Here is a 14296-nt window from a genome sequence, read left to right on the forward strand (position 1 = left end):
GAAGGCATGGATAAGATCCCCCGTTCAATCACTGATAATTACTCTGGGGAAATTGTCGAAGAAAGGATTAACTGGCTAAAGAAAAAGACGGAACTTGAACTTTCATGCATAACAGAATATTCTATGTCTCCACAGGATACAAGAGGTAATATTGAAAATTTTATTGGGATTGCACAGGTTCCGGTAGGCTTAGCCGGTCCCATTAAAATAAACGGAGACCATGCAAAAGATCATTTTTTTATTCCATTAGCTACAACAGAAGGTGCGCTGGTCGCAAGTTATAATAGAGGTATGAAAATCATTTCTGAGTCAGGAGGTGCAAATCCCAGACTTTTGAATGATGAAACATATATTGGAGTGATCATTGATTTTAATGACCTTTCCGAAGTTATTGAATTTTTTAACTGGATTGATGACAATTTCAATAAATTGAAAAAAGTCGCAGAATCTACCACAAAACATGGAAAACTGCGACATATTGAAAATTTTGTCCAGGGAAAACGTGCATTGTTAAATTTCTATTATACAACCGGGGATGCAAGTGGTTTAAATATGATTACAGTTGCAACAAAAGCTGTAATAGATATCATTATGAAAAAGACAAAAGCCCAAAAATACATCCTGCCTGTTACTTTTAATGATAAAAAATCCACGTCAATGAATGTCATAAAAGGCAGAGGAAAAAAAGTCTCAGCAGATGTAGTAATCCCAAGAAAGATGGTAGAAAAAGCATTACGAACGACTCCGGAAGAGATGTCTCATAGTTGCTACTCCAATTATCTTATGGCAGGTGCAACCATTGGAACTTTAACATATAACCATCATTTTTCGAACGGGCTTGCAGCCCTTTTTATTGCATGTGGTCAGGATGTGGCTTATGTTGCCGAATCATCAGTTGGTTCCACAATAATGGACACAACAGGAGACGGGGACCTTTATGTAAGTGTCAATTTACCTGATCTGATAATAGCTACTGTGGGGGGAGGCACTGGTCTTGGAACCTCAAAAGAATATCTGGAATTGATTGGATGTTATGGAACCGGAAAAGTTAATAAATTTGCAGAGATAATTGCGGCAGTTTTATTGTCAGGTGAAATTTCCATATGGGGTTCAATAGTCTCAGGAGAATTTACACAGGCACATGACAGATATGGAAGAAATAGGTAGTGTACTACTTTATGTCTGGCATTTTAATTTTAAAAAGTGACGTTCCCAGGGATTTTGCTAACACTCAAATCCGGGGCATCTCGAGGGTGCATAAGAAGAAATAGGTTTATGTTTTTTATATAATTGGAATTCTTCATATCAAGTTACGATAAATTAATAATCGATAAATAGAAATACTATATAGATTAGAGTTGTTGAAGTTATTATGAATTCTACAGATGAGATATTTACTAATCCACCACTTCACGAAGTAGCTTTTGAAGTTCGATTTCCACATTTATTTTACCTGAATCAAAGAATTGGAGAATTTCAATTAGAAATAATGGATGATTTTCCTAAATCTTCACAAATTTTTGAACAAGCATTTGCCATTGATGAGAAGGGGGTTACAGTTAAAGATAATGAAAACCCAATACCAAGTTGGCATTTTGAAAATGAGTCAGGGAAAACTAAAATTACTGTTCATTCAAATAAATTAAATATCATTTCCAATGAATATAAATCATATAATCATCCTTCTGAAAAAAAATTTAGGGATATTATAGAACAAATAGTTACACTTTTTATTAAACAGGTTCCTATTAAAAATTTTACGAGACTTGGTATAAGATATATAGATTATTGCCCATTGGAAAAATTAGAAAATGAATACTTTAAAAATTTTTACACACCTCTTTTTGACATTGACAGATATAAATTGGAAGATATTCTAGAAAATAGAATGTTATTTAGAGTAAGAAAAAATGATTATCAGCTCTTACTTCAATCTGCTATTAGGGAAATTGATGACTCTTACAAATATATTATAGATTTTGATGGTTATGCCATCAATGTTGAAGCGAGTAATTTCATAAATGTTACTGATGATTTAAAACGTCTAATAAAAAAGGAATTTCTTTCTAATATTACTGAGAACTTTAAAGAATATATGAGAAGGACAAATGAATAAGATAAAGAATATCACGGCTAGTTTAATTGTTGAATCTGAAAATACTTCTGATATTGATTCAACGGGGGGGAGTATATTATTTCAAAATTCAGAAAAAAAAGAGTTTGAGGATGATATAGGGGTTGGTTTTGAAGAAATAGAAGGATTACACATTCAATATTTAGAATTCGGAAAATACAAAATCGGTTTAATTGAAAATGATAATCATGAAGTTGTGGGCATTAAGAGTGTCGAAATAATTAAAAAATTGTATTCTGATGAACAAATAAGCAAAAGATATAATTATTGGGATGTTGAAAAATATTATGAGGATGATTAAACGGTTTTTACTATGTTCTATAAAGTCCATCTCGATCAAATTATTAGACAAGGAGATATCATTAAAGGATTGATTAGTCCTGGTGTGATTACTTATAAATTTCTTGATATTGATAATTTTGATCATCCAGATCCTTCTTTTTCTATTGATGTTCGATTTAATCTAGTTGCAGTGATTACACCGTGTTGTACAATTCAGAAAGCAGATTACATATCATTATGTCCTTTAAATCCACTTTTAAAATCTATTAACAAAAATCCATATTTAATTGAAGATCCTACTAGATTGAATCTAAAAGTGAAACCAGAAAATTGTGTACCCCCGGATGTTTGGAAAGATAAGTTACCTCCTGATGAAAAACAAAGAAGAATTGAATTGGGATCTTCATATATTTATTTTCAATATTTTGTTCTTGAAAAACATAATGGCATTATTAACAATGACATGATGATTGATTTTAATAACATTTTTAATATAAGAAGAAAAGACTTAGGTAACAACAATGAAAAAATGTTGCCTTCAAAGTTACTCCAATTGAGTGACGAAACAAGAGAAATGTTGCGCCATAAATTAAGTGCCTATTATTTAAGAGTGCCTGAAGAATAATAATCCTCACGTTTAAAAATGTAATTTATAAACTCTTAATTATTTTTTAAATTCTAATGTAGAAGGATGCGCATGTTTGGCCATTTTGCAGTCACCGGTATACCCCGGACAAGATGTAACGCAGCCTGTATAGCGATTTTTCAGGTGTAATAGTATATCAAACCCGATGCTCAGGTGATGAAATTATCGCTCCCGAGGGGCGGTGATAGATGGTAACCTTGAGGAGGTCGCCGGAGTTTAGTTCCCGATTTGTGGTCTTTGCAATGTTGAAATCGCCCAGGTCACCCGGGTCCCATATGTTATCATAATCATAATTTGCCGTGGCCCCTGATAATTTATGAAGCACTCCGCCAAGAGCGCCATAGAAACCAGTTGTGCTCCCCACCACAGGAAGGTCCTCCAGATTATTATCCAGCGTTTCCCCGTTTACACTAATAAAAATACTGATCTCTGTTACATCAAAAGAATTACCGCCCCTGTGCACCAGCACCACTTCCTGATTGTTGGACAGATCCACACTCTTGATATCAATATTCGCGATCACCGGTTGCTTGAGCTCGTAGACATTGACCACAGTATAAGCAATGGCTGAAGCCGCCACTACTATTGCCGTGATCAGGATAACTCCTATTACTTCCGACATTCCACTGTCATTGCTAATACTCTTGTAAGTCATTCATGTTCCCACACAAATTCTTTTTCAGGTTCTAATCCCTGATCCTGTTGATCAACAGCAATCCCCCAATAATAACAATAAATATCATGACTGAAGCAACAGACCTCCTCGTTGTCCTGCCATCCCACACTATTGTATCACCATTGGAAACCACCGTATCAAACCTCATCAGGCGGTCCACGTCCAGATGCACTGACTGTTCCAGTATATCCTTCCCGTTAAAAACCCTGACAATATAATTGGTTTTTGGTTTTAATCCGGTAAAAATATACATGATATCCCCGGACCCACCAGACACCACTTCAGAACCCTGGATCACCTCCACATCAGATTCACTGTTAACACTGACCCGCAAATCAGCATAATCCTTAACCGGAATTGCCTCCCCGTCAGAATATCTCAGTTGAGCAGGTATATCTAGAATGGAAAGCAAGGTCGGTGCCAGATCCTCCTGGCCGTACCTTCCCTGATCCATACCAGGAGCCACATTGGGAGAGATGATCAATAGCGGTACAGTAACAGCTTCACTTGAATAGTAATCCTCTGACGCATGTCCACCCCTGGACGATTCCGGAGTCTTGAAAGCCATACCATGGTCGGCAGTGATAATTAGTGCAGTATTACTATCCCGGGCAGCACTATACAAAGGTTCCAACTTGCTATCCACACCCTCAATAGAGCCAATATACCCATCCACACCATTGTAGTGCCCGGCGCTGTCCACCACCCCCACATTAATGGTAAGGATATACTTCATATCAGGATGCTGCCGGGCCATAAGTGTTACAATATCCCTTGAAGCATCCAGTTCCCAGTCCGAATATGCAATATAGCTATCCAGCCCATCAGTCCCTTCTAAATATCCAGGCAGTTCCTGTTTCTGGAATTCAAGTTCCCTGACAATATCCTCGGGTACGGTCGCATCATTTACCTGCACATGTAGATATGGAGTTGATATTGAATTGGATGGGCTGTAGAGGATAATATTCTGTTCATTACACATTCCGGAAAAATCACCCATGTGCATGATGGCAATACAAAGGAAGCCTTCGTTTTTGAGCACATCGTAGATGGTAGCATCATCAAGTTCTACCATTTCCTGTTCTGCCCCGGAAAAACCTGTGATGATAACTGAATGGGCAGGTCCGGTACTGGGAGTCGGGACTATGATCTGGGGCAGTAGTATTCCGTCACTGATCATATTCTTAAAAAAAGGCACATCAGCGGAATCTACCGGATCACCATTGAGTGCCAGCGGGGTACTTCCCGGAGTAACATACGCTGACCCCATACCATCAACGATCAGCAGGACAATATTCTGCGGCGGGTTGGTCTCCCCCACCTCGATAGTGGTCTGGGCCCCAGTTAAGGATATGGAAAATGATACCCAGAGAATAAAAAATGCTAACAGCCCGTACCGACATATTCCTGACCCTGATATCATTTTCATCACTAAGAGAACCGAAGTCCTTCAATTTTATTTGTGGATTTCCCTGGGTCAATTTTAGTAAAAGGTTCTGCTATAAGATTTACCCTTTTGCTACCCCGATGGGTTTAACCCTTACCACCTTGCGGGCAATATTCAATTCATGTACCACGTTGACCACTTCGCTGCTGGATTTGTATACTTCCGGTGCTTCCTCTGCCAGCATGGACGGGTGGGTGGCCTTAACCGTGATACCCTTATCTGCCAGCTGTTTCTCAAGCACTTCGCCCCTGAATTTCCGCTTTGCTTCACCCCTGCCCATGACCCTGCCCGCTCCATGACAGGCAGACCCGAAGGTCAGTTCCATTGCCCGCTCACCGCCATGCAGGATATATGACGGCGTGCCCATGCTGCCAGGAATGAGTACGGGCTGGCCTACTGACCTGTACGCTTGTGGAATGTCTGTGTGCCCGGCAGGGAAGGCCCTTGTGGCACCTTTCCGGTGCACATAGACCGACTTCTTTTCACCGTCGATCTCATGCTCTTCAAGCTTTGCCACATTGTGTGCTACGTCGTACACCAGATCCATGCCCAGTTCATCGGCATCCCTGCCAAAGACCCTCTCAAAGGTTTCCCTGACCCAGTGGGTGATGACCTGGCGATTGGCCCATGCATAGTTGGCACCGGCAGCCATGGCCTTGAAATAGTCCTGCCCCTCCCTGCTGTCGGCAGGCGCACATGCCAGCTGCTTGTCAGGCAGATCGATGCCGTATTTCCTGGATGCCTGCTCCATGATCCGCAGGTAATCAGTACATATCTGGTGGCCTGCGCCCCTGGAACCACAGTGGATCATGATAGTGATCGTCCCTTCCTTGATCCCGTATGCTTTTGCAATTTCAGGGTCGTATATCTTATCCACTTCCTGTACCTCAAGGAAATGGTTGCCGCTGCCCAGTGTACCGAACTGGGGCTTGCCACGCTTGCGGGCCTTATCTCCCACTTTCAGGGGATCAGCCGCATCCATGAACCCGCCGTCCTCGCAATGTTCGATATCAGCCTCTACTCCATAACCGCTCTCTACCGCCCAGCGTGCGCCGTAGTTGAAGGCATCGTCCAGTTCGCTGCCGGACACTCTCAGCCTGCTCTTCGAGCCCACACCCGAGGGGACGGCCTTGAACAGCTCGTCCATCAATTCACTGATGCGCGGCCTGACCTCGCTTGCCTCCATGTCGGTCCTGATGATACGCACCCCGCAATTGATATCGAACCCCACGCCGCCTGGAGAGATGATCCCCTCATGTGCATCGAAGGCGGCTACACCGCCAATGGGGAAGCCGTAGCCAAAGTGGGCATCGGGCATTGCCATTGAATACTTCCAGATACCAGGGAGCATTGCCACGTTGGCGGTCTGGCGCAACGTGTTCACTTCAAGGTCGTGCATGAGTTTATCTGACACGAATATACGGCCAGGGACCCTCATGCCTTCCTGGAAGTCAGTAGGGATCTCAAAGATGTTCTCTTTCACCTTTCGTACCAGTTCCTTTGCCTGCTGCTGTGTCATATTCGATAATTCTCTGTTGTATGATATTACCCTAACGGTCGGTTTGTATCCTACTGTATATACTGTACATATTCACGTATCAACTATAACGTGTGCGCTGTACCCATCCTTCTCTTTTGTGATTTCCAACTGGTGGTAAGTGACAGCCTTTACCTCAGTTTCAAAACTGTGACGCTCCTGGTCTAAGTTCTCGCCAGAAGCCTGTCCGTGCAGGATATAACTGCCGTCGGCCTTTTCAATGGAATCCACCCGGAACTGGCCGAATACGATTTCCTCCACCTCGAACAGGTACAGCAGTTCAGACAGGTAGTCGTACAGCAGGTTCTCAAGCCCTTCAGATTCCAGTTTAATATCCACTGAGTGTTCGGGATCCAGTGCAGCAGTATCAATGATAACATGGAACATGGCATGGGCTGCCTGCTCAAAGACTTCTTCCAGGGTGGCGCCGTATGCCATGAACCTGACATCTGCAGGGTGGGGAAGGTATTCGTAGCCGGGAATGTTCATAAGGTTATATATATTTCAGACATAAGTAAAAGTGACGTTTTACTTATTGAATTTGTGTGATAATTAGGTCATATAGAGCTCATTTTGTCAATAATTTTCCTTACCAACATGGCATCCAGCCTTGCACCCACTGAAATTAGCTCGTCAACGGTTGCAATTCCAAATTCTGGAGTAATAGTCCCTAATTGTACAGCATGAAAAACCATCCCCAACGTACCTGTTACCGGAATGGATAATGCCTGCGCCCCTTTACGTGCAGGCTTATCATCCAGCACTGCAATCACATCATGCCCTGCCCCTAAAAGCTGGTGAGCTTTTGCAATAACATCTACTTCACCCCGTTTGATATCCTCACCAATGATCGAGGAAATCATTAAAGCATTTGGCACATCATCAAATGTATTCAACCAATTGTTTAACGCATTTTCCAGTGCAAGTGTTTCGGGTGTCTTTTTTCGTTTAACTTCCTCAACCACTCGTATAGGTGCAATGGATTTTCGTCCGGCCATCATAAGCAATTCCAGTTTTCCAATCTTGCCGAGCAAAATAATGGGAGATGCATTGATTACCAGATATTTCATCCAATATGCTCCAGCATATCAATATCCTGCAGAAAGTCATCTAATGAGTATTGGTAAAGAATCTTTCGTCTATGAGCCTCATCGATCATACTCGAAAGGCTCTTGCCAGCCAGTTCGGCTGCCTTCCACAGTGATATTTCCTCCCTCTGGTATAGCTCCAGTGCCTGTTCAATTAGTTCTTCTTCCAAGCCTTCATCAATCACTTTTCGCAGAACCTGTGATCGGCTGGTATGCTGGAACCGGGCCAGCCAGTCCAATTTTAATACTTCATCTTCTGAAAGGCGAGTGGTTACTGTCTCCATGTTTAATACATTTGATGTAATTGTATATATTAGTATTGACACGGATTTCAAAACTTTAAATGTTCAGAATGGGCAATTTTCTATGCCTTTTCAACATACACCGTCTGTGTGGGGAAGGCTATTTCCACGCCCATCTCTTCCAGCATCTGCATTATCTTCAGGTGGAATTCTTCCCTGACAGTAAGGTACTCGTCCCACACCGTGGTCTTGGTGAAACAGTAGATGAAGATGTTCAGGGAAAAGTCACCAAAGTCAGTGAAATGTACCATATAGAAATTATGGTCGAAACGGTGGTCTTCTTTGATGATCTGCTTGATGCCCTCGACCACTTCGGTCATCTGGATGGCAGTAGTACCATAAGTTACTCCCAGGTTGAACTTTATCCTGCGCTTTTTCATGGCAGAATAATTGATCACCCCATTCTTGATGAACTGGCTGTTGGGAACCGTGACCTGGGCCTGGTCGAACCGCCTGACGCGGGTGGACCTGAAACCTACTTCTTCCACTGTACCCTCAAAGCCGCCTATTTTTATCCAGTCGCCTATGTGGAAGGGTTTGTCAGCGAAGATGGTAAAGGAGCCGAACAGGTTGCTCACAGTATCCTGGGCAGCCAGGGCAAAGGCCAGGCCGCCTATACCTAAGCCTGCCAGCAGGTACGCTATGTTATACCCAAAGTTGTTCAGGATGAATAGTACACCCAGGGTGATCACAAATACACGCAGGCGTTTTACGATAAGGGGTGCGAACTGGTCATCCAGTTTACTAGCGGTCTTTTATGTGGTCTTGTAGATGAAGTGGCCTACTACGTCAATGAGCTTGAATAAGTAATACAAAAGGAGGAATGACAGGATCAGCACATATGCTTTCTGGACAACGCCTGTGATATTTACGACTCCTATCGTTTCAGGAAGCTGTAGAGAGATTATGGCAAAGTAGAAGCCGTGCAGCAATATCAGGTAACCTAATGGGGCTTTTGAGGCCTGTACTACCAGGTCATCAAATTCGGTACTGGTCTTTTGTGTGAGGAGGATTATTTTCTTCTCAACGATATGCAGGAAAAGGAATCTAACTATGTAGGTCAGCAATATGATGATGAAGAATGTTCCGAGCTTTTCCACTGAGAGGTTAAGCATTTCTATATTGAGGATTTCCGATATTGTTGCCATAGGACTATTGAATTAAGCGTGTTATCGATATTTAAAGGTTATCGCTATGGAAAAAGGTACATGGGGATATGCACTAAATTAACAAACCTTATATGCTTACTCGCCAGTATGTTACTGTATGGTAAGGTTTTTTAACCGCACACATGATCTGTCAATCCTTGAAGATTTATACCGCGCCCCGTCCTCATCACTTGTAGTACTCTATGGGCGCCGCCGTGTTGGGAAAACAGAGCTTGCTAAAGAGTTTATCAAAAACAAGAAAAGCATATATCTTTTTATTGAGACAAAACCTGAAAAACTTCTCTTAAAGGACCTGGAAGCTTCCCTTGAAAAGATAATGGATTTCAGGCCCAGGCTGGACGACTGGGATGATTTCTTTAATATCATCTTCAAGATCAAGGAAAAAATTATAATCGTGTTTGATGAGTTCCAGAATTTTAGAAAAATAGACCCACAATTCTTCTCGAAATTCCAGAAATACTGGGATGAACATCACAGGGAATCACGTCACATGTTCATAGTCATAGGTTCATACGTGGGCATGATAAAAAGAATATTCCAGGGAGATAAAGAACCGCTGTTCGGACGCGCCACATTACTTTATAATCTTATGCCGTTTGGTTTTTCAGATAGTCATACATTTTTGCGCGGTTTTTATGATCTGGATACAAAAGAAGCAATGAAATTCTACTTCATTCTCGGCGGCGTGCCAAAATATTTACTTCTTGCCGGAGAATTCGGCACACCAGATGCCAATAAGACATTTAAAAAACTCTTTATCGACACCCGGATACTTATGGAAGAAGGTATGAACATACTAAAACTTGAGTTCGGCACTGAACACAAAAGCTATTTTTCAATACTTGAAGCCATCGCATCAGGCAAAGCAACGCCTAAAGACATATCAGATTATACAGGCATACAAGCTTCCACAGTCTCAAAATACCTGCATGAACTGCTCCATGACTACGAGATTGTAAAAAAGGAAGAACCTGTGATACAAACAAAGGCAAGAAGCGGCAGGTATTTCTTAAATGATAATTTCTTTAATTTTTGGTTCAGGTTTATCTATAAGAATTATGGAACATTCGAAATAGACCCTGATATGGGGGTGGAACTTGTCAGGAAGGATTCCAATACCTATTTTGGTACAGCTTTTGAAAGTGTGGCAAAGGAATTCCTTATTGCAATAAATAAAAAAGATGGAAAAGATGGAAAAGATGGAAAAGATGGAAAAGATGGAAAAGGCAGAGAAGATAGGAAAGGTGGACTCCCATTCAGGTTCTTAGAAATAGGCAGGTGGTGGGATAAAGATGTTGAGATCGATTTGATCGGTTTTAATAAAACTACTCGTGAAATCCTGTTTTGTGAAGTAAAATGGAAAAATCTTACCAAAAATGAGGCAGAACAAATAATGCGAAAACTAAAAAAAAAAGCAGTAAAAGTGAAGGGTAAGTGGATAGAACATTACTGCCTGATCGCAAAAGAGATCGGGCAAAAAGAAGAACTTGATTTCCTGGCTTTCGATATTGCAGATATGGAATGAGTGCAACTTTGCTGATCATATACATCATATACTAATCCTTTTATGGATTGCACCAAATACTCTCCTCTAATGACAGGCGCAATAGCACTACTATCCTCGGGCCTGGACTCCACTGTGGCGTTCAAGCAGGCCCTGGACACCTTTGGCAGCGTGATCTGCCTCACATTTGACTACGGGCAGCGTGCGGCCACCATCGAGATCGAGAACGCTGCAGCCATCTGCAGCAAATATGGCTGTGAGCACCATGTGATCCCCCTGCCCTGGTACAGGGACTTTGGCGGCGCCCTCACCGGGACAAAGGAACTGCCTACCCCGTCTGCCAGTGACCTGGACAACCTGGAAATATCAGAAGAAAGCGCCCGCAGCGTCTGGGTTCCGGCGCGAAATATGGTCTTTTTGTCGATTGCCGCTGCCTTTGCCGAGGAGCGCGGACTAAAACATATCGTGGTGGGATTCGATGCAGAAGAAGGAGCTACATTCCCTGACAATACACCTGAGTTCATTGAACTGTTTGACAGGGCCATGGAATACGGCACCATGAACCATCCTGCCATATTCGCACCCCTTGCGGGACTTGATAAGGACGAAATAGTAAGGCTGGGGCTTAAGATACAGGCACCTCTGGAATACTCATGGTCATGTTACACGGCCGGACCATTACCCTGCGGCGTATGCGAGTCATGTATGAGACGAAAACGCGCTTTTTTAAGTGTAAGTATTACTGACCCTCTTCTGGCAAGACTGGGAAAATCTTAATGCTGACACCAGCGGTTATAGAATCGAAATGAGCCTGGACGAAGAAATCACAGCCATAGAGGATGAGATACGCAAGACCCCCTACAACAAGGCTACCTCACACCATATTGGTAAACTGAAAGCAAAACTGTCCCGCCTGAAGGAAGAAGTGCAAAAGCGTGCCTCGTCTAAAGGAGGCGGTGAAGGGTATTCGGTTCGCAAATCAGGAGATGCGACCGTAGTACTGGTGGGCTACCCGTCAGTGGGTAAATCAACACTACTGAACAGGTTGACTGGAGCCCAATCCAAGATAGCGGCATACGAATTCACCACACTGGACGTGATACCTGGCACAATGTTCCACAAAGATGCCACCATCCAGATACTTGATGTACCCGGCCTGGTCCGGGGTGCGGCATCGGGTCGCGGCAGGGGAAAAGAAGTCATATCAGTGGTCCGCAACGCCGACCTGATAGTGTTTTTAATAGACGTATTCCAGACCGAACATCTGGAAATACTTAAAAATGAACTATATGATGCCGGTATCAGGGTCAATACAAAGAGACCTGACGTGAAGATAATAAGGAAGTTCAGGGGCGGTGTCAGTATCAATGCCACTGTTGAAACTGAACTTGACAGGTATATCATCCTGTCCATATTAAAGGAATACAAGATCCACAATGCCGATGTGCTCATCCGTGACCAGGTGGGTATTGACGAGTTCATTGACGCCCTGTTGGGCAACCGCAGGTATATCAGGGCTGTGACAGTTGTCAATAAGGTCGACCTGGCCGATGATGAGCATATATCTGATGTCAGGACCCGTTTCCCTGATGCATTACTTATTTCTGCAGACCAGGACGAGAACCTGGATACATTGAAGGATGCAATCTTCGACCAGCTAAAATTCATACGCATCTTCATGAAACCCCAGGGTCAGCCCCCTGACCTGGATGAGCCCATGATCGTTAGGGGTGGTGTGAATGTGGGTGATATTTGTGATAATATCCACCGCGATTTTAAAAAGAGGTTCAGGTATGCCCAGGTCTGGGGCATATCTGCCAAACATGCGGGACAGCGGGCCGGCCTGGAACATATATTAATGGACGGGGATATATTGACCATAGTAATACAGAAATGAAAAAATGAAGGAAATGACACCGGTCCGGAAGATAAATATATTCCTGAATATTGGTATCTATGCTTCACTGCTGTGCTCGTTTGTCTCCCTGTACACAGACAGGCTGTTTATGATGTGGGTGTTCCTGACCCTTGGATTATTATTCCTGATAGTAAGGAATTTGTCCTTCATACTGGAGAAAATGGAAAAAATTGACTTTGGCAGATGAGTTAAACTTTTATCGGCAAGTCAGCAACGGCAAGTTCTTATCGACAAGTCAGTAGCAGCAAGTCCTTATCGGCAAGTCAGTAGCAGCAAGTCCTTATCGGCAAGTCAGTAGCAGCAAGTCCTTATCGGCAAGTCAGTAGCAGCAAGTCCTTATCGGCAAGTCAGTAGCAGCAAGTCCTTATCGGACGCCGGGTCGCTTTTCAGATAAGCCTGGCAGTTCCTCGTCTATTTTATGAAAGGAACTCTTCTATTTTTTCAAGCGCAGTTTTCAGTTCGTCCAGGCTGGAAGCATAGGAACACCGCAGGAACCCGTCACCGGACTGCCCGAATACCTCTCCCGGGACCACTGCCACTTTCTGCTGGTGCAAAAGTTCCTCTGCGAACTGTGAGGAGGTCATTCCAGTGGACTTAACTGAGGGGAAAGCATAGAATGCCCCCCTGGGCTCGAAACAGTCCAGGCCCAGCCTGTTCAGTCCGGTCACAAAAAGCCTTCTGCGACGGTTATACTCCCTTACCATGGCCTGCATCTCGGCCTCGCCGTTACGCAGTGCCTCTATGGCCCCCATCTGGGCTGTGATAGGTGCACACAGCATGGTATACTGGTGAATGAGCAACATGGCACTGATAAGTCCGGGCGGCCCCATTGCATATCCCACTCTTAGGCCGGTCATGGCATGGGACTTTGACAGGCCATTTAGCAGTATAGTACGGTCTTCCATACCGTTTAAAGATGAAAAGCAGGTGTGTTTCCCGTTATAGGTAAGCTTGTCATAGACTTCATCGGAAATGACCAGCAGGTCATGTTCCACCACAACATCGGCCACCTCTTCCAGGTCCTGCTTTTGCATTACAGCTCCTGTGGGATTATTAGGATAACTAAGAATAATTGCTTTCGTCCTGTCGGTAATGGCTGCTTCTATCTGCTCACCTGTGACCCTGAACTCATTGTCCCTGGTTGTGGATACAGGGACGGGTGTGCCTCCGGACAGTATAATACTTGGTTTGTAGGAAACATAACAAGGCTCGTGGAGTATTACTTCGTCCCCTGGGTTTACCAATGCACGCAGGGCCAGGTCTGCAGCTTCGCTGACCCCTGTGGTTACTAAAATCTGGTCATCGGGGTTGTAATCCACCCCGTAATCATTATGAAATGAATCCGAAATTGCCTCCCTGAGTTCAATGAGACCCGAATTTGATGTATATGACGTATGTCCTTTCTCCAGTGAATAGATACATGCCTCCCTGATGTGCCACGGGGTCACGAAATCTGGCTCACCCACTCCCAGGGAGATGACATCGTCCATCCCTATGACCATGTCAAAGTATTTCCTGATACCTGAGGGGGGAACAGTCTTTATTTTATCTGAGAGGAACTTTTTTACATCAGTCATTAGCTTATCACTTTAA

17 protein-coding genes are annotated in these 14296 nt (G+C 43.4%); 8 read left to right on the forward strand and 9 right to left on the reverse strand.

The window, feature by feature from the left end; genetic code table 11:
- Nucleotides 1-6: 6 nt before the first annotated feature.
- The 4 genes from HF974_06240 to HF974_06255 all read left to right on the forward strand — a co-directional run bounded on the left by HF974_06240 (nt 7) and on the right by HF974_06255 (nt 3041).
- Nucleotides 7-1167 carry a hydroxymethylglutaryl-CoA reductase gene (locus tag HF974_06240; GenBank protein ID MBC2697932.1) on the forward strand — a complete coding sequence of 387 codons (1161 nt, stop codon included), beginning with the start codon at nt 7-9 and terminating at the stop codon, nt 1165-1167.
- 205 nt (nt 1168-1372) lie between these two features.
- Nucleotides 1373-2116 carry a TIGR04255 family protein gene (locus HF974_06245; GenBank protein ID MBC2697933.1) on the forward strand — a complete coding sequence of 248 codons (744 nt, stop codon included), beginning with the start codon at nt 1373-1375 and terminating at the stop codon, nt 2114-2116.
- The gene (locus HF974_06250; protein ID MBC2697934.1) at nt 2109-2435 is read left to right on the forward strand and encodes a hypothetical protein; all 327 of its coding nucleotides are present in this window, start codon (nt 2109-2111) and stop codon (nt 2433-2435) included. Before HF974_06245 ends, HF974_06250 begins: the two co-directional genes overlap by 8 nt.
- 12 nt (nt 2436-2447) lie before the next feature.
- Nucleotides 2448-3041: a hypothetical protein gene (locus tag HF974_06255; protein MBC2697935.1), complete on the forward strand. Its 594-nt coding sequence runs from the start codon at nt 2448-2450 to the stop codon at nt 3039-3041.
- A gap of 157 nt (nt 3042-3198) precedes the next feature.
- Here HF974_06255 and HF974_06260 read toward each other — a convergent pair whose 3' ends face one another.
- The 8 genes from HF974_06260 to HF974_06295 form a co-directional block, all read right to left on the reverse strand.
- Nucleotides 3199-3717: a type IV pilin gene (locus HF974_06260; protein MBC2697936.1), complete on the reverse strand. Its 519-nt coding sequence runs from the start codon at nt 3715-3717 to the stop codon at nt 3199-3201.
- Between the two features lie 31 nt (nt 3718-3748).
- Nucleotides 3749-5167: an LTA synthase family protein gene (locus HF974_06265; protein MBC2697937.1), complete on the reverse strand. Its 1419-nt coding sequence runs from the start codon at nt 5165-5167 to the stop codon at nt 3749-3751.
- 79 nt (nt 5168-5246) lie between these two features.
- Nucleotides 5247-6704, reverse strand: coding sequence for an RtcB family protein (locus HF974_06270; protein MBC2697938.1), 1458 nt, complete (start codon nt 6702-6704; stop codon nt 5247-5249).
- 72 nt (nt 6705-6776) lie between these two features.
- Nucleotides 6777-7211: an archease gene (locus HF974_06275; protein MBC2697939.1), complete on the reverse strand. Its 435-nt coding sequence runs from the start codon at nt 7209-7211 to the stop codon at nt 6777-6779.
- A gap of 68 nt (nt 7212-7279) precedes the next feature.
- Nucleotides 7280-7792 carry a hypothetical protein gene (locus tag HF974_06280; GenBank protein ID MBC2697940.1) on the reverse strand — a complete coding sequence of 171 codons (513 nt, stop codon included), beginning with the start codon at nt 7790-7792 and terminating at the stop codon, nt 7280-7282.
- Nucleotides 7789-8094, reverse strand: coding sequence for a hypothetical protein (locus HF974_06285; protein MBC2697941.1), 306 nt, complete (start codon nt 8092-8094; stop codon nt 7789-7791). Before HF974_06285 ends, HF974_06280 begins: the two co-directional genes overlap by 4 nt.
- A gap of 80 nt (nt 8095-8174) precedes the next feature.
- Nucleotides 8175-8804 carry a mechanosensitive ion channel family protein gene (locus tag HF974_06290; GenBank protein ID MBC2697942.1) on the reverse strand — a complete coding sequence of 210 codons (630 nt, stop codon included), beginning with the start codon at nt 8802-8804 and terminating at the stop codon, nt 8175-8177.
- Nucleotides 8805-8867: 63 nt separating this feature from the next.
- Nucleotides 8868-9260 carry a hypothetical protein gene (locus HF974_06295; protein MBC2697943.1) on the reverse strand — a complete coding sequence of 131 codons (393 nt, stop codon included), beginning with the start codon at nt 9258-9260 and terminating at the stop codon, nt 8868-8870.
- Nucleotides 9261-9378: 118 nt separating this feature from the next.
- On the opposite strand from HF974_06295, the gene HF974_06300 reads away from it, so the two are divergent.
- The 4 genes from HF974_06300 to HF974_06315 all read left to right on the forward strand — a co-directional run bounded on the left by HF974_06300 (nt 9379) and on the right by HF974_06315 (nt 12890).
- Complete coding sequence (locus tag HF974_06300; GenBank protein ID MBC2697944.1) at nt 9379-10806, forward strand: ATP-binding protein; 1428 nt, start codon at nt 9379-9381, stop codon at nt 10804-10806.
- Nucleotides 10807-10875: 69 nt separating this feature from the next.
- A complete protein-coding gene (gene queC, locus HF974_06305) occupies nt 10876-11562 on the forward strand; it encodes a 7-cyano-7-deazaguanine synthase QueC (protein ID MBC2697945.1) in 687 nt (228 codons plus the stop codon).
- A 28-nt stretch (nt 11563-11590) separates the two neighbouring features.
- On the forward strand, nt 11591-12682 hold the full coding sequence (locus HF974_06310; GenBank protein ID MBC2697946.1) for a GTP-binding protein: 1092 nt from the start codon (nt 11591-11593) through the stop codon (nt 12680-12682).
- Between the two features lie 4 nt (nt 12683-12686).
- Complete coding sequence (locus HF974_06315) at nt 12687-12890, forward strand: hypothetical protein (GenBank protein ID MBC2697947.1); 204 nt, start codon at nt 12687-12689, stop codon at nt 12888-12890.
- Between the two features lie 229 nt (nt 12891-13119).
- Here the strand turns inward: HF974_06315 and HF974_06320 are convergent, their stop codons facing one another.
- Nucleotides 13120-14280: an aminotransferase class I/II-fold pyridoxal phosphate-dependent enzyme gene (locus HF974_06320; protein MBC2697948.1), complete on the reverse strand. Its 1161-nt coding sequence runs from the start codon at nt 14278-14280 to the stop codon at nt 13120-13122.
- Nucleotides 14281-14296: the final 16 nt, after the last annotated feature.

Source organism: ANME-2 cluster archaeon (assembly GCA_014237145.1).
Lineage (GTDB): Archaea > Halobacteriota > Methanosarcinia > Methanosarcinales > Methanocomedenaceae > Methanocomedens_A.

Bases quoted from the DNA above. Each gene is read 5' to 3' on its own strand.
- HF974_06240 (MBC2697932.1), top strand. From the start codon at position 7: ATGGATAAGATCCCCCGTTCAATCACTGATAATTACTCTGGGGAAATT.
- HF974_06245 (MBC2697933.1), top strand. From the start codon at position 1,373: ATGAATTCTACAGATGAGATATTTACTAATCCACCACTTCACGAAGTA.
- HF974_06250 (MBC2697934.1), top strand. From the start codon at position 2,109: ATGAATAAGATAAAGAATATCACGGCTAGTTTAATTGTTGAATCTGAA.
- HF974_06255 (MBC2697935.1), top strand. From the start codon at position 2,448: ATGTTCTATAAAGTCCATCTCGATCAAATTATTAGACAAGGAGATATC.
- HF974_06260 (MBC2697936.1), bottom strand. From the start codon at position 3,717: ATGACTTACAAGAGTATTAGCAATGACAGTGGAATGTCGGAAGTAATA.
- HF974_06265 (MBC2697937.1), bottom strand. From the start codon at position 5,167: ATGAAAATGATATCAGGGTCAGGAATATGTCGGTACGGGCTGTTAGCA.
- HF974_06270 (MBC2697938.1), bottom strand. From the start codon at position 6,704: ATGACACAGCAGCAGGCAAAGGAACTGGTACGAAAGGTGAAAGAGAAC.
- HF974_06275 (MBC2697939.1), bottom strand. From the start codon at position 7,211: ATGAACATTCCCGGCTACGAATACCTTCCCCACCCTGCAGATGTCAGG.
- HF974_06280 (MBC2697940.1), bottom strand. From the start codon at position 7,792: ATGAAATATCTGGTAATCAATGCATCTCCCATTATTTTGCTCGGCAAG.
- HF974_06285 (MBC2697941.1), bottom strand. From the start codon at position 8,094: ATGGAGACAGTAACCACTCGCCTTTCAGAAGATGAAGTATTAAAATTG.
- HF974_06295 (MBC2697943.1), bottom strand. From the start codon at position 9,260: ATGGCAACAATATCGGAAATCCTCAATATAGAAATGCTTAACCTCTCA.
- HF974_06300 (MBC2697944.1), top strand. From the start codon at position 9,379: ATGGTAAGGTTTTTTAACCGCACACATGATCTGTCAATCCTTGAAGAT.
- queC (MBC2697945.1), top strand. From the start codon at position 10,876: ATGACAGGCGCAATAGCACTACTATCCTCGGGCCTGGACTCCACTGTG.
- HF974_06310 (MBC2697946.1), top strand. From the start codon at position 11,591: ATGAGCCTGGACGAAGAAATCACAGCCATAGAGGATGAGATACGCAAG.
- HF974_06315 (MBC2697947.1), top strand. From the start codon at position 12,687: ATGAAGGAAATGACACCGGTCCGGAAGATAAATATATTCCTGAATATT.
- HF974_06320 (MBC2697948.1), bottom strand. From the start codon at position 14,280: ATGACTGATGTAAAAAAGTTCCTCTCAGATAAAATAAAGACTGTTCCC.